The following is a 15,679-nucleotide window of genomic DNA, read 5'->3' as shown; positions in this document are numbered from 1 at the left end:
TATGAATTAAAAAATAATATATTTCAGACTAATTCTCTTCCACAATTTTATGTATTTTTTGTAAAATTTGACACCTTAACCGGTCTGTTTATATTAACAAAAAGATGGATTCAAATTTCAATATTAAATACTGCTCAGATAGTACAACAAACATATTCTTATTACAAGAATTCTTAGCAGTTATTGGGGCAATTCAACTATTATTCTGGTGAGATCATATATATATAAGATAAGTAAACTCCTTCCAATTATCTATTTCTACCTTATGCAGAGATGCCAGCCTTTCAGGTGTTTAGTTTTAAATATAAACTAATATCCATTTCCTTAAAATAATTAATATTTTACTATCTTACATATTATCCTATATAAACTTTCAGCTATTTTTCCCTGAATCCTACCTACGTTTTTTGGTAGAATTGTTAAACCTCTAAATTAATAATTATCTAAAAGTTATCTATTCACAATTCTGCTTTAGGCCTAAGATCTAAATTTTAACGAATAAACTTAAGTATAGACAATGATTCTATAAGTTTTATCTTTTTACTTTTATAGCTTAAAGTTATTTTGTAATGAATTTTTGGGAATATTAGTATATTGACTCCACTTTATCTACTAAACTCAACTATATCCGTTCTATTTTTCTCTGGATATCTTAGTGATTTTCTCAGTTATTATATTAGTATTCTTACTCAGAGTAACAATAAAACATAATTAAATTTTATATTTGATATAACTACTGAGCGTCTATTGACTTTTCATAATTAAGGCATCTTCACCATTTTTCACCATTTAATACTTGTAATGAGGCACTGGTGAGTTTATCACCGGGTAAACTTCCTATAGCTTTCTTTACATCAGAGAAAGGCTAGATACCTGTTCTTAAATAACAGTTTTTATAAAATATTATTCCTGTAATATGATGGGACGGAATTAAAGTAATTCTTTTGCTTCTCAATTCCCAATCTATATTAATCAATAAAATGCCACCCACATCAAAAACATTTTTACATCTATCTCAAGGACAACTTAAGCTCTTCGAAAAATGTCCTCGCCAGTTTCAGTATACTTATTTAGAACAGTTATATTCACCCAATAACCAAGAGCATGAAGAATTGCAAAATTTGGGTAGTTCCTTTCACTTGTTGATGCACCAGCAGGAGATAGGTTTACCGGTTAGTAGTTTTCTTCAAGCAGATGACCAATTACAAAGATGGATGTCTAATGTAATAGAAATTGCACCGGAAATTGTTCATCCTAATGTTTGTGGTGAAACTTCTCGATATAGTGAGCACTCTCGAATGTTGCAAGTTGATGATTATTTGCTCACGGTTATCTATGATTTATTAATTGTACAGAAAAATAAAGCACAAATAATTGATTGGAAAACTTATCCAAAACCACCTAATAAAATCTACTTAGGACAAAATTGGCAAACTCTTCTTTATCTATATGTTTTAGTAGAAACTAGCCACTATCTACCAGAGGATATTTGTATGACTTATTATTTTGTCCAATATTTAGGAAAACCCAAAAGTATCAATTTTAGTTATAGTCAAACCCAGCATAAAAAAACTGAGGAAAAACTTAAACAGCTGTTAGATAAGCTAAGTGAATGTTTGATAAAATACTCTCAAGGTGATATGTTTGCCCAGGTTCCAGAAGGAGTAAAAGTTTGTAAACATTGTCAATACTCCACCAGATGCAGACGTGTGGCTTTTCCACAAGAGCGTACTATATTCCCGGGATCCAATGCTGAAACAATGATTTCAGAGGATTATACAAACTTGCCGAGTATAATTTCCATTGAGGAAGTCACTTTGTAATTTAGCAGAAAAGTTAATGGTTAAGGATGTAAGAGAAAGAAGATCTACAATAAGCTGAATAAAAAGACTTAATAATCCTAATTCATAATCACTTGAGGTTAAGTCTTAGAGAATAATTAGAATGTTTAAGAGGTACTTGGTTTATCATTATTTTTGTACATTTTAAATTGGTCATCGTGAATATAAAACTATTACAAAATTTTTTGACTTAACAATAATTGAACTAGTTAGACTTACATCAGATTAAGTATGTTAATAGCCAAATCATACTTTATGATACCATCGAAAATATAAACCTATTAATATTTGTTTGTTTATAATCACAATAACTGAGGAAATTAATAGGCACAGCTTTTACATGGATTAGCTTCTTGATAGAACTATTAGAATTTTTTTATGGAAGAGCAATGGTTGATTAACCAAACAAAAGAACCTCCAGATTGGTTTATAGAAGTAGTAAAACAGTATAATCCCACTTTTAAAAAGTATTATGGGGCACAACTTCTGTGGCAAAGGGGAATTAGAACTATATCTCAACTTGATTCATTTATCAATTTCCATAGTTATCAGCCTGCTAGTCCTTGGGAATTCGGGCAAGAAATTCGGTTGGCAGTAAGAAGGTTACAGTCAGCATATAAAAATCAGGACAAAGTAACAATTTGGGGAGATTTTGATGCTGATGGTATTACTTCTACTGCCGTACTTTGGGATGGTTTAGGACAGTTCTTTACACAGAAAAATAATTTAACTTACTATATTCCCAACCGTTTGACAGAATCCCATGGACTTAATTATCTGGGTATTGATAAATTAGCTCAAGAAAACTGTCAGTTAATTGTTACCTGTGATACTGGTAGCACGAACATCAATGAAATTATTTATGCAAAAGCCCGGGGTATAGATGTAATTGTTACGGATCATCATACTCTCCCAGAATCTAGGCCACCGGTTACAGCTATTGTAAATCCCCGATATCTATCACAAGACCATCCTTTATACCATCTTTCTGGCGTGGGGGTAGTATATAAACTTATTGAGGCAATGTACGAAACATTACCTAGTATACCTAAGCAACCTATAGAAGACTTGTTAGATCTAGTTGCTATAGGGCTAATTGCAGACTTGGTGCAATTGAGTGGAGACTGTCGCTACTTAGCACAGTTTGGAATCCAGAAACTCTTGGAAGACTTTAAAAAAAACCGGAAGCAAGACGAAGACCTGGAGTGGGAAGACTATTAGAATTATGTCATGGGAGTGGTGATCGACCCACAGATATTTCCTTTGGTTTAGGTCCTAGAATTAATGCTGTAAGCCGGATTCAAGGTGACTCTAGCCTATGTGTTGAATTACTGACAAGTCGTAACCATCAACAGGTTTATGAATTGGCAGAAATCACTGAGTTAGCAAATACCCGTCGCAAGTCATTACAGAAAAATGTGGTGCAACAAGTTCAACACAAACTTAGCCACATAGATTTATCTACAACTAGTGTCATCGTCTTAGCTGATTCTCAATGGGCAACGGGGGTATTGGGATTAGTTGCTGGGCAGGTGGCACAAGAGACAGGCCGCCCAACAATTTTATTAAGTTTGGGAGGGAAAAATGATATCCTAGCTAAAGGATCAGCTCGCTCCATTAATTCAGTCGATCTATATCAGTTAGTTAGCGAACAAGCACATTTATTACATAGTTTTGGGGGACATCCCTTTGCTGCAGGCTTAAGCTTAAAAGTGGAAAATATTCCCCTCTTTACTCAGGCGATAAATCAAAAGTTACGGCAAAATTTGGACATTTTAACCTCAAAGTTGACAGTGACAGCAGACTTAAAGGTAACAGTTGCAGATTTAGGAAGGGAATTATTCACACAATTAAAGTTATTAGAGCCATATGGTATAGGTAACCCCGTCCCCAAGTTATTAATTCAAGATTGTTGGTTTGAGAATATTTGGCATCGAAACCAGCAAGATTTGAAAGGGAATAAGGTTCAGTATATTAAAACTGATTTTTGTGTTCGGGATAACTCTACCAATATAAAATTTCCTGGTGTATGGTGGGGACATTACAAGGATGAATTACCCTTAGGAAAATGTGATTGCATATTTGAATTAGACTATAACACCTATAAAAATCGCTATGAAGTCCGGATAATCAACGTGCGTGCCAGTAAGAAGTCTTTTCTAACTCAAACATCAGCAAAAATTGTTGATTGGCGTAATTGTTCTACATCTTTTTTGGAAAATAGTCAGGAATTACCTTCAAACACTCTATTGCTAAGCGAATGTCCTTCCAGTTGGAATGATTTGCAGGTTTGGATAGAGAGAAATCTATATAATCAACAGATATTAGCAATAGCTTGGAATGAACCAAAACAAAAATCACCTGTTCAAATTTGGATAACTTTGGTGGGTCTTGCTAAATACCTCAGTCATAACCAAAAATTAGCTCCTCGTATCCAGATCTTAAAAAAATTACAAATTAGTGATCAATGCTTGCATTTTGGTATTCAAGCACTAAATTCCTGCGGTTTTGATGTTAAAAGCCAAGAAAATCACCTGAAAATTATGCAAAGTCACCATAATTTATCGAGCACTTCAGAGAACGAAATTTGTCAATTCTTAGCTGCAATCCATGAAGAGCAATTTCAACAACAGTATTTTTCTCAGGTAAGTGTATCAACTATTCAAGCCATGATATTTCCAAAAGTTATCAGTGCCTCATAGATTTTTTACTATGGATATTAAAGTTAGAAATCTAATTATTGAACCTAAAAATTTTTTTTGCAAGGTTTAAATCAAGATATTAGGTTTGATTTTTCTAAAATTTTAAAATATTAAAGTATTTATGGCTTTTACAATTTTTAACAAAACTTAATCATGATTCATGCATTAGTTGATACTGTTAGGAATGAAATATCAAAAGTATTCATACTCAACTATGATTATTGCCTACATGAATTTCTTTCAGTTTAATGAATATCTCGTATTTAATATCATTTCCATTTTATGTTTACCAAACTTCTGGTTTCCATGAATTCCCAGTAAATTTAACACTATCTTCGTTGCAGTAAATACTTTCGTTAGAAGGCATTTACATGAGAAGGTTTTTATAATTGATATAATTACAAGAATAGTAAATACTTTATAAACTTTCATGATAGAAAGCATAAAGCCATATTTGTTATTAGTCAGGTTGGTTTTATAAAGTTTTATAAAACCAACCTGACTAATAACAAATATTTAAACCAACATTCCAATTTAACTTTTATTAACCAACAATGATATGAAGACATAGAAGAGTTTTCCTAACCTTAGTCTTAAGGGTGGGAAAACCACCCCAAACTCTTAAACTTTAAACTTATTAGTAATCCGTTTCATAGCCTCTTCTACATTTCTTCTACTATTGAATGCAGAAATACGAAAATAACCTTCACCTGCGGAACCAAAACCAGAACCGGGTGTGCCCACCACATTAACATTTTGCAGCAGCTCATCAAAGAAATCCCAGCTAGATAAACCATGAGGAGTTTTAACCCATACATAAGGTGCATTTATGCCCCCATATACTTGTAACCCTGCAGTAGTAAGTTTCTCCCGGATAATTCTAGCATTTTCTAGATAAAAGTTAACCAATAATTTAATTTGTTCCTTTCCAGCTTCCGAATAAACTGCTTCTGCACCTCTTTGAACAATGTAGGAAACACCGTTAAATTTAGTTGATTGACGGCGATTCCACAGCTTCCATAACTCCACATAAGAATCATCAGCAGCCTTAACTTTTAGGGCTTTAGGTACAATTGTTAGTGCACAACGAGTTCCTGTGAACCCTGCATTCTTGGAAAAAGAACGGAATTCAATAGCACAATTCTTTGCTCCAGGAATTTCATATATAGAATGAGGTATAGTGGGATTAGTAATAAAGGCCTCATAGGCAGCATCAAAAAATATAATTGATTCGTTTGCCCTGGCATAATCTACCCAGACTTGTAAGTTTTCTTTAGTTGCAACTGCCCCTGTCGGATTATTAGGGAAACATAGATAAATTAAATCAACTTTTTGTGCAGGAATGGCTGGCGTAAAGTTATTTTCTGTGCTTATTGGTATATATACTAGACCCTCATAGCTACCATCGTCATTACCAACTCCAGTATTGCCTGCCATAACGTTTGTATCTACATACACAGGATAAACTGGGTTCGTTACTGCAACCGTATTATTTTTACCAAAAATATCAAGAATATTACCTGTATCGCATTTAGAACCATCAGATACAAAAATTTCTGATGCATCAATATCACATCCCCGTAGTTGAAAATCCTGAGCAGCGACCTTCTCTCTTAGCCAAGTATAGCCTTGCTCTGGACCATAACCTCTGAAAGAGGAGTGATTGCCCATCTCTTCCACTGCCTGAATCATTGCTATACGACAAGCTTCTGGCAACGGTTCAGTCACATCACCAATACCAAGTTTAATGATGGGGGCATTGGGGTTCAATTGAGTAAAAGTATTAACTCTACGAGCAATTTCCGGAAACAAGTAGCCTGCTTTGAGTTTTAGGTAGTTATCATTAATAGTTGCCATATTAAGCTGTTACAAACACTATAGATAAACAGCTTATATTATTTTGGATTTTAGATCGGGTAATTAATACTTTTTCCTAATTTTTAATATTCTAAGACTAAAGTCATCATAATCATTACTACTAGTGCCACTAATCATAAAATCAAATAGTAGGGTGATAGAAATACTGATTTATGATATTGATAAATGATGATTGCTGATATTTGTGAGCACCAACTTTATCCTAATTCGATTTCAAATGCCATGAAAATACAGTAAATTTTTTCAAACCTAAAAATTAAGTAATGGTAATATAGAAGCAATCCTCATAACTAATCTAAAGTATTTGGTTTAGGGGTAGACTATTAGTAAGAGAGTCTGCTAAATAAAAGAATCATGATAATTCAGGCCACTCGAAAAGCAGATATATGTATTATTTCTATTCAATATCTGCTAGATGTCGTAATATATAGAAAAGATAAATTTCAGGCTGATACCATGTTTTTTTATAAAAATTAATCGATGATAAAACAAAAACTACTCAATATTTTTTCACATGCTTTTCAATTTGATGCATATAAATCTAAAGCTTAAGAATATTAAAACATATGTAATTCATATATGATATTGAATTGAAAATATAATCGCTAGTGAATTCATAAATAATGTGTACGTATCTATGAGGTTATTATATACATAGTCCAGGCAAAATATTTTTATGGAATTGCTATGAAATTATAATGTAAGACTCATCTTTTAACTTTACCTATATTACAATGATGATGAACAGAACAATCAATAGTACATCTAGCAAACTTTATATGCTGTAATATATGCATCTAGTAAAGGTAATTAGAACTTCTGTTCCATTATCTATCCCTATTTTATAGGGTATAGATAATGTGTATATACAAATTTAACCATACGGATAGAGCTGGTTATTGAGCGTTTACGCTATCCTAGTATTACTTGAGTTTAATTTAAAGAGGAAACGGTTATCGTTACTAAACAAGCCACTAAACAACTAATCAACCATCGCATCAAGTCTGCCAAGGTGCTACTCATCGACCATGAAAATAATAATCGTGGTATGACAGATACCCGTGAGGCTCTAAAACTGGCTGAAGAAGTTGGTCTAGACCTAGTGGTGGTGTCAGATAATAAGGAGATACCAGTAGTCAAAATCTTAGACTATGGTAAACATTTGTATCAGCAGAAAAAACGTCAGCGTCAAACCTCAAAGCCGACAATGAAGGAAGTTAAACTTCGCCCAAATGTTGGTGATTCTGATTATAGTGTGCGTATCAATAGAGCTTTAGAATGGCTAGGTAAGGGTGATTCAGTGAAGTTTCAAGTACGCTTGCGTGGTAGAGAACATCAACATCGAGATCGCGCTACCGAGTTGTTGGAAAGAGTAATTAAAGACCTCAGCGAAGTTGGTAAGGTTCAGTCTTTTGACAAGAGAACTCTAATTCTTCAGCTTGTTCCTGCATAAATATAATTAATGGGAATGGGGATTGGTATTTCTCATCAATTCTCGTCCTACCATGGCAATCTACTTCCATCCCAAGAGAAAAAACACCCACTGTCAACATCTTTTAAGTGTGCAATTACATTAATTAATTGGGTGACTGTGAATTCTACGGAGAATAGTTTGCCTGGTAGCACATTTTTTTGAAATGGTAGGGACAACTGGGTGTTAGTTGTACCTGGGTGTAATGATACCACAATAGTTTTAGGGCTTTTCCTTCTATACTCAATGGCTATAGTCCTGATAAACATATTCAGTGCAGCCTTAGAAGCACGATATCCATACCATCCTCCCAGTTTGTTATCTCCTATACTTCCTATCTTGGCAGAGATACAGGCAAATATACTGGAATCTTGGTGTATAAATAAGGGTAAAAAGTGTTTAGCTAGTAGTATAGAAGTAATACTATTAATTTGGAAGTACTTCAGTAAGTTTTCTTGTTTAGCCTGCCTTAAACTCTTCTCTGGCTTCAACTGTGTATCATGGAGAACTCCCACACAATTGATAACTAAGTGGAGTTCTTTCGTATATTGACTGATTTTTTTTGCACATTTTTCTATCTGGGCTTCATCAGTTACATCCATATAAAAACAAATCAGTTGATTGGGATGAAGTTGAGCAAGAGAAATCAAACTAGTTGCATGTTCCTTTTGATGATATGTAGCATAGACTCTTAGAATTTTTGGTTCTAGTAGTAGTCTCTGTACGAAGCCTAGACCAATACCTTGACCTGCACCAACAATTAAAGCACTGCCTAAATGGATTTCATCAAAAAAAGACATTTTTCAAATAATTTATAAATTTGCATTCCTATAAACTGTAATCACTGAAACATATGGTTTTACTCAGGAAATAGTACTCTCAAAAACCATATTATGACTAACTAAACTCTTAAGCTTTATTCTTTTTCCTTTTTTTATTCTTTTGCTTTTAAGTAAATCTAACACCTCTGCCATTTTATTAGGGGATAAAGACTTTGATCTCTTGGACTCTAGATAATCCCGCATATATTGTCATTGGAATACTTTCAGACATACTTAATCCTATATTTTAGAGTTGTAAAACTTTTTGCTAGTCTGCTAAGCTTGAAATAATTACTCTCTTACTTTAGCTATTTCTATAATCAATCACATCAGTCTATCAGAAGAAACTATAGACACAGTACATTTAAGTTTATATTTATATGTGACATTAGAAGTAATACAAGAAATAAAAACTATTGTCAGCAAGTTTTGAAGTAGCCGAAGTTATATTTTTCTGCTCATTGACTTGTATAGCTATTAAAACTCTGGGATTATCGCTATATTTACCAGTGAGTTGTTTATAATGTCTCTTTCCTTTATTACTTTAGAAACGAAAGAAAACTTTTCTCAAGACCTAATTATTCAAAAACCTCCTTCAGGTATTTCCTTGCAAGGAGTAATTCAAATACCGGGAGATAAATCTATATCCCATCGTGCTTTAATACTAGGATCAATTGCTTATGGGGAAACAGAGATACAAGGGCTGTTATTGGGAGAAGACCCCTATAGCACTGCTAGTTGCTTCCAAGCTATGGGAGCTAAAATTTCCGAATTGAATACAATATCAGTTAGGATAAAAGGTATTGGATTGGGTAATTTGCGAGAACCAGTAGACGTATTAAATGCTGGAAATTCTGGTACTACCCTACGATTAATATTGGGATTATTAGCATCCCATTCAGATAAGTTTTTTACAGTTACAGGGGACACTTCCCTCAGAGCTCGCCCCATGTCCCGAGTTATCCAACCCTTGCAACAGATGGGGGCAGAAATTTGGGGGCGTGGGGAAAATTCTCTGGCACCTTTAGCAGTTCGTGGCAAATCCCTGACATCCATCTGCTACCATTCCCCAATTGCATCAGCACAGGTTAAATCTTGTATTCTTCTAGCAAGTCTGATGACAGAAGGTAAAACAATTGTGACTGAACCGGCACTATCTCGGGATCATAGTGAAAGGATGTTAAAGGCATTTGGGGCCGAACTCACTGTTGATCCTGAAGCTAGGAGTGTTACTCTAAACGGTAGAACTAGACTATATGGGCAAAAAGTGATTGTGCCTGGGGATATTAGTTCTGCTGCATTCTGGTTAGTAGCAGGTTCAATTGTACCTGGTTCAGATATCCTAATTAAGAATGTTGGTGTTAACCCTACTCGCACTGGAGTTTTAGAAGCTCTAGAAATGATGGAAGCAAAGATTACTAGAGAAAATGAGCGAGAGGTCGGAGAGGAGCCAGTTGCTGACTTAAGAGTATTCCATAGCCACCTAAAAGGCTGTGTAATTGCTGGAGATATGATACCTAGGCTAATTGATGAGATTCCAGTGCTAGCTGTTGCAGCAGTATTTGCAAAGGGGAAGACTGTAATTAAGGATGCTTATGAATTACGTGTAAAAGAAAGTGACCGTATTATGGTAATGGTCAAGGAACTAAAGCAAATGGGAGCAAAAATTACTGAATTAGACGATGGAATGGAAATTACTGGTGGTATCCCCTTAAGGGGAGCAGATTTAGACAGTTACACAGACCATCGCATTACTATGAGTCTGGCAGTTGCTGCCCTTAATGCCAAGGGGAGGACTACTATACATCGGGCAGAAGCTACTAATATTTCTTATCCAGATTTTGTCAGTACCTTGCAGCAAGTTGTTATTCAATAAGGGGATAAAAAATAGGCAACCCATATTACTACTTAACTTAACTTTTGTATGATTACTATATTTTACTTTAGATACTTCTAGATAGATAAATAACCATATTAAATTTATTAGTAGGTAATCATCTATTAGTGACTTAGTTAGTGGAGATAATGAAGAACATCCAATTGGTATTGGACTATAGGAAATAGGTATTAGCAATGATCTGTTTTATTAAATTGCTGGCCATAATTAACATGTAAATCATATTTTGCTTCAACACTACTCTGGACTATTCCTGTTATTTCTTCCTGCTAACCAATTGTAGGGTTATTTTATATTCTATTAAGAGATTCTTAATGTCTCTATATTCTGTATTAGGATAATTGCAATCCATTGGAGCCGGTACAAAATGTTAGTTTTATAGTATGTCTAAACTATAGTAGTTATTAATATTTTCTAGTTAATTAGGTACAAAAAGTAACCTCTCTGTTAATATTTGTAGACATACTTTAGACCCTTCTTTTTTGACTTGTATAAAACGGCTGAAATTTGTGATTTTACAATTATTAATTATCTACGAAAATGCCGACTTTTCGTAGATAAAGCCTTTGAAGTTTCTCATTTGTCTATTTTAACTGAAGCGAGTGATCAATAGACGAAATAATTTTGCATAAATATAATATTTATCTGTAATTGAACTTACATTGCTCGGATCTGGAATTATAATTCCAGATGTACTGATATCAGTAGACCATAAACCCTTATTTTTTAGTTTTGCGTCAATACAGGTACTAGATATATACAACTAAGCGTAAGGAGAGATAGAATCTAGCAGACAAGATGCTATAGTTAACACTTGTTTTAATATGTTCTGCCTTTGGGAAAAAATTAGCATCACCATCCTCTATTTGGGGCTCTCCAACAAACACGAATGATATTTGATATTATACGACGAAATGGGTCTAATCCATTAGCTTCAATGTATCCTAGCGTTTTATCTGATGCATTGGTGATTTGATTCCCATTATATATAACTTCTGATGGGTCTATGCCAATGGATTGCAGCATAAGATCTCGGGCTTTATTCGCAAACCTCAGTGATAGAAATATCACCATTACTATTGTTACGGGGAAGTCAATTTCCAGCCAGTTCTAACCAAGAGTACCGGTTAAAACTAATGGGAAGGATACAGTATTACGATCTGGACTCTTATCCAATAACATAAAAACTCCCTTTGACAATCAAATAAGGTATTAAATTTTGAGTGTTAATATATGTTAACGATGTTAAACAATCAATTTAAAGAGAAGGTAAAGCTATATAAATTGCATAGGTAATTATGCAATCAGCTAAGAGGTTGAAAATTTTGAGACTTAATACTTAATACTGGTGAAATTTAGGATTCATATATTGCTAAAAGGGTTACGATCAAATAATAATTTATCATTTTTGAAGTGGCAGGAAATAGCTGATGTTTATCAATGAACTAACACCAATATTTAGGGAATTGGCCAATAACCCCGTTTCTTTTATGGGTGGTTTTGTTTCCGGTGCATTAAAACTCAAGTTAACTGATGATCCTATTCACAGTTGGCTTACCCAACAGACTTGTACAAACAGTAGTAATTCTTCTAGTAATACTAAATATAGTGGCAAGGCTGGCAACCCACAATCTATTTCTATTGACTGACAAATTATAATTAGCAGTCTTTTTTCTGAGTTTTAGGTGCTTAAATAATTATCTTGGGGGTATCTAGCTCCTAAATATTACAAGAAGTATGTTATATCAACATACTTCTTGGTCAGCATTCATGTTTTCCCAAGGTTCTGGTTTTTAGAAACTACCAATAGTCTCAATTTTTAGTAAAAGATCGTGATTACGAGCAAAGCTTGGTCAACCTAGGAAAACGATAATTGTGTTAACTTGTTACGAGCCTTAATCTCAAACATTTTTTACCCTGAGTTCTTTATCTTAAAATACTAGCGAAATTTTCCTTGGGAAACGTCTTAGATATGGTATGAGACAGTTAGAGAATTGTTTTTATACAAGAAATCACAATGTCATCCCCACACCAAATGCATACCAGTGAGGCATTTCATTATAGTGCTAAAGGTAATATCAAAGTTACTAATCGAATTATGGTAGTAGAAGATGAGGAACTCATCAAGGATATGATTGTCCTGGCTTTGGAAGAGGAAGGCTATGAAGCAACCGCAGTTACTGATGGTTGCACAGTTTTAGAATATCTAACCAGTTCGGGATCAAATTCGGGAGAAACTACATTTGACCTGCTAGTTCTTGATTTGATGTTGCCGCAAATTAATGGTTTAGATATTTGTCGTCTGTTGCGGTATCAAGGTAATTCCATCCCAATTTTGATTTTAAGTGCTAAGGGTAGTGAAACTGATAGGGTATTGGGATTAGAGGTAGGGGCTGATGACTATCTAACTAAACCTTTTAGTATGAGAGAATTAGTCGCAAGATGCCGTGCTTTAATCCGTCGCCAACGTTTTGCTACTTCACCGGAGCCAGCCCTGGAATATAAAGACATTATCATGTATCCTCGTGAATGCCGAGTATTAGTGCGGAGTAAAGAAGTAAATTTATCGCCTAAAGAGTTTCGTTTATTGGAATTGTTCATGAGTTATACCCGCAGAGTGTGGTCACGAGAACAATTATTAGATCAAGTATGGGGACCTGATTTTGTAGGAGATAGTAAAACTGTTGATGTTCATATTCGCTGGCTGCGAGAGAAGTTAGAATTAGACCCCAGTCATCCAGAATATATAGTGACTATACGTGGGTTTGGTTATAGATTTGGATAGTTGTCAGTATGTTACTTGTTGGATAGTAACTAGCTACTGTAATGCAGCTAATTTTATTTTTAACTGGGTTGGCCATAGGTCTGGGATTATGGATGTGGCAAAAGTTTTGTACAGAGTATTTTTTTGGAAAAATGCCGCAGGACATATCACATGGTTATTCTAAGTCCGATCTGCCTATAATTCCACAATTACAAGGTCATATTGAGTTACTAGAACAGGAAAAATTAGAGTTACATGCAAAATTGCGCGATCAACAAGAGCTATTAGATTTAGCACCCACGGCATTTTTGCATGTAAATAGGGACAATCAACTGAAGTGGTGCAATCAACAAGCCAGGCAACTCCTCAGTTTACAAAGATGGCAACCAGGACAAGTAAAGTTATTACTTAAGAAGTTGGTAAATTCCTATGAACTAGATCAGCTCATTGAGCAAACCCGTAGCTATCAACAACCACAAGTTAGTGAATGGGTATATTATCCATCCCTTGATTGTGCCCTAACTATCTCCAAAGTAAAATCTTTGCTGGTAAGAGCGTCGAGTTTTCCCTTGGCGAATGGAGAAGTGGTTGTTTTTATTGAAAATCGACAATCACTTTTAGATATAAGCAAAGAGCGTGATCGCGTTTTTTCAGATTTAGCCCATGAGTTGAGAACTCCTCTGACTTCTATCCGTTTGGTTGTGGAAACGTTGCAAAATCGTCTGGAATCACCACTTAGTGGTTTAGTAAATCGATTATTACGAGAAGTAGATCGCCTGATTCACTTAGTACAACGATGCTTAGATTTGTCCCAGTTGGAAACCAAACCTAGTATGGACTTGAATTGTCAACCTATAGAATTGCGTTCTCTAGTCTTAGAAGTTTGGGAAACTCTAGAAGCAATAGCACAGGGACGACACATACAAATATCCGAGACTGGTGGGGATAATATGCTAATCCATGCAGATAAGTCTCGAATGTATCAAGTATTTCTCAATTTACTGGATAATGCTATTAAATATAGCCCTGATGGAGGAACTATTAAATTGAAAACAGAGACTATAATCACAGATGAAGGGCGATGGCTAAGCATCAATATTATTGATGCTGGAAGAGGATTTGCAGAAACAGATTTACCTAATGTTTTCGACAGATTTTTTAGGGGGGATCAATCACGAATTCGTTACTGCTCAGAAGATGAGACTAGGGTTGAATTAATAGAGGGTAGTGGTCTGGGGCTAGCAATTGTACAACAGATTATCATGGCTCATGGAGGTTCTATTAAAGCTCTAAATGACACTCATACCGGAGGTGCCAGGTTACAACTTATCCTTCCTGCAAGGATAGCAAATCCTGAGACCTAGAAATATATTTAATGATTTATGTTTGAAACAGATGATTTAAAATCATTACTTTATAAAAACTTTATAAAAGTAGCATGCCACAGTTAACCAGAAAAATTCAAGCTATAGAGCAAGAAATTTTACGGATGGGAGCATTAGTAAAATGCTCATTTCACCTCATAGGGCTTTTTGTGACCGTTATCTGCAAGCAGCTGAACAACTAAATAGATGGCTTTTATAAATAGAGTTTGATTATGCTTCAATTATGACATTGCTTCCCGGAAAAATGTGCAAGGAGTGGGGGAACTGATTTTGTTGTTAGGGTTAGCAATTCGCTGTTTAGAAAAAATGGCAGACCATGCAGCCAATATAGTTGAAAGAGTAGTATCTATAGTTACGTGTTAGGATATTTGTGGTAAATTGCATTAATATGGTAAACCTGGTATCCAAACTTCTTCGGAATAAGGTAAAAGTGTAATAGCTAGGGAAGAAATTATATTGCCTCGGTTTAGTTAACTTTAAGCATCAATTATTTTAAAAGTTGCTAGGACATCTATCGTAGGATAAATTAAAAACAGACAAATTACACCTTGCCCGTATTAGTGAATGTTTTTCTGTGGTTTTACAAAATAAGTGTTTTTTTGATAGGCATTTTTATACAAATTAATGCAACATAAACCCCTATGTATTTTGGACTGGTATCCTGGTAACAATGTGGCTACGAATACCATATATTTTTTGTCTGTTAAAAAAATTATCAAGTTTGACTTAATTTTAAGTATACATAAATAGAGACCCTTCAATTAATTAATATACTTAACTATAGTTTTCTTAAACTTCTGAGACTAAAACTCATATTTGTATGGAGCGAATATGCCCTGGAGATATGTTATATTTTAGCCTTTCTGGTGGATTGAGTTTATGTTAGGAGATAAAACTCATAAGCGTAAAATGCAGTGATT

At 34.5% G+C, this 15,679-nt stretch carries 9 protein-coding genes and 2 pseudogenes; 8 read left to right on the top strand and 3 right to left on the bottom strand.

Translation table 11 applies throughout. The features are described 5' to 3' along the window. The first annotated feature begins 980 nt into the window (after positions 1 to 980). Together RINTHH_RS02940 and recJ are read left to right on the top strand one after the other, a co-directional pair. On the top strand, positions 981 to 1,823 hold the full coding sequence (locus RINTHH_RS02940) for a PD-(D/E)XK nuclease family protein (RefSeq protein ID WP_044304450.1): 843 nt from the start codon (positions 981 to 983) through the stop codon (positions 1,821 to 1,823). Between the two features lie 396 nt (positions 1,824 to 2,219). After that, a pseudogene (gene recJ, locus RINTHH_RS10345) lies at positions 2,220 to 4,543 on the top strand (single-stranded-DNA-specific exonuclease RecJ). A gap of 621 nt (positions 4,544 to 5,164) precedes the next feature. Here recJ and RINTHH_RS02925 read toward each other — a convergent pair. After that, complete coding sequence (locus RINTHH_RS02925; protein WP_008232691.1) at positions 5,165 to 6,400, bottom strand: LL-diaminopimelate aminotransferase; 1,236 nt, start codon at positions 6,398 to 6,400, stop codon at positions 5,165 to 5,167. Between the two features lie 976 nt (positions 6,401 to 7,376). On the opposite strand from RINTHH_RS02925, the gene infC reads away from it, so the two are divergent. Beyond that, entirely contained in the window at positions 7,377 to 7,874 is a 498-nt protein-coding gene (gene infC / locus RINTHH_RS02920) for a translation initiation factor IF-3 (RefSeq protein ID WP_081606216.1), read from the top strand. 47 nt (positions 7,875 to 7,921) lie between these two features. Here the strand turns inward: infC and RINTHH_RS02915 are convergent, their stop codons facing one another. Continuing rightward, complete coding sequence (locus RINTHH_RS02915) at positions 7,922 to 8,692, bottom strand: SDR family NAD(P)-dependent oxidoreductase (protein ID WP_008232688.1); 771 nt, start codon at positions 8,690 to 8,692, stop codon at positions 7,922 to 7,924. Positions 8,693 to 9,236: 544 nt separating this feature from the next. Between RINTHH_RS02915 and aroA the strand changes: the two genes are divergently transcribed. After that, positions 9,237 to 10,589, top strand: a complete 1,353-nt coding sequence (gene aroA / locus RINTHH_RS02910; RefSeq protein WP_008232683.1) for a 3-phosphoshikimate 1-carboxyvinyltransferase — start codon at positions 9,237 to 9,239, stop codon at positions 10,587 to 10,589. 873 nt (positions 10,590 to 11,462) lie between these two features. On the opposite strand, the gene RINTHH_RS02905 is transcribed toward aroA, so the two are convergent. Further along, entirely contained in the window at positions 11,463 to 11,636 is a 174-nt protein-coding gene (locus RINTHH_RS02905) for a hypothetical protein (RefSeq protein WP_008232681.1), read from the bottom strand. A 404-nt stretch (positions 11,637 to 12,040) separates the two neighbouring features. Between RINTHH_RS02905 and RINTHH_RS02900 the strand changes: the two genes are divergently transcribed. The 4 genes and pseudogenes from RINTHH_RS02900 to RINTHH_RS10655 form a co-directional block, all read left to right on the top strand. Then, positions 12,041 to 12,259 carry a hypothetical protein gene (locus tag RINTHH_RS02900; protein ID WP_008232679.1) on the top strand — a complete coding sequence of 73 codons (219 nt, stop codon included), beginning with the start codon at positions 12,041 to 12,043 and terminating at the stop codon, positions 12,257 to 12,259. Positions 12,260 to 12,645: 386 nt separating this feature from the next. Next, the gene (locus tag RINTHH_RS02895) at positions 12,646 to 13,395 is read left to right on the top strand and encodes a winged helix-turn-helix domain-containing protein (protein WP_044259059.1); all 750 of its coding nucleotides are present in this window, start codon (positions 12,646 to 12,648) and stop codon (positions 13,393 to 13,395) included. A gap of 41 nt (positions 13,396 to 13,436) precedes the next feature. Further along, complete coding sequence (locus RINTHH_RS02890; RefSeq protein WP_008232676.1) at positions 13,437 to 14,738, top strand: sensor histidine kinase; 1,302 nt, start codon at positions 13,437 to 13,439, stop codon at positions 14,736 to 14,738. 264 nt (positions 14,739 to 15,002) lie between these two features. Beyond that, positions 15,003 to 15,122, top strand: a pseudogene (locus RINTHH_RS10655) (phosphate signaling complex protein PhoU); the annotation flags it as partial. Positions 15,123 to 15,679 lie beyond the last annotated feature (557 nt).

It is taken from the genome of Richelia intracellularis HH01, from assembly GCF_000350105.1.
In the GTDB taxonomy this organism is placed as follows: domain Bacteria; phylum Cyanobacteriota; class Cyanobacteriia; order Cyanobacteriales; family Nostocaceae; genus Richelia; species Richelia intracellularis.
The sequence above is the reverse complement of the archived record's forward strand: the minus strand, read 5'-3'. Positions and strand labels throughout refer to the sequence as shown.

Excerpts from the sequence above, each read along its gene's own strand:
- RINTHH_RS02925 (WP_008232691.1), bottom strand. The coding sequence starts at position 6,400 with ATGGCAACTATTAATGATAACTACCTAAAACTCAAAGCAGGCTACTTG.
- RINTHH_RS02940 (WP_044304450.1), top strand. The coding sequence starts at position 981 with ATGCCACCCACATCAAAAACATTTTTACATCTATCTCAAGGACAACTT.
- RINTHH_RS02905 (WP_008232681.1), bottom strand. The coding sequence starts at position 11,636 with ATGCTGCAATCCATTGGCATAGACCCATCAGAAGTTATATATAATGGG.
- RINTHH_RS02900 (WP_008232679.1), top strand. The coding sequence starts at position 12,041 with ATGTTTATCAATGAACTAACACCAATATTTAGGGAATTGGCCAATAAC.
- RINTHH_RS02915 (WP_008232688.1), bottom strand. The coding sequence starts at position 8,692 with ATGTCTTTTTTTGATGAAATCCATTTAGGCAGTGCTTTAATTGTTGGT.
- aroA (WP_008232683.1), top strand. The coding sequence starts at position 9,237 with ATGTCTCTTTCCTTTATTACTTTAGAAACGAAAGAAAACTTTTCTCAA.
- RINTHH_RS02890 (WP_008232676.1), top strand. The coding sequence starts at position 13,437 with ATGCAGCTAATTTTATTTTTAACTGGGTTGGCCATAGGTCTGGGATTA.
- RINTHH_RS02895 (WP_044259059.1), top strand. The coding sequence starts at position 12,646 with ATGCATACCAGTGAGGCATTTCATTATAGTGCTAAAGGTAATATCAAA.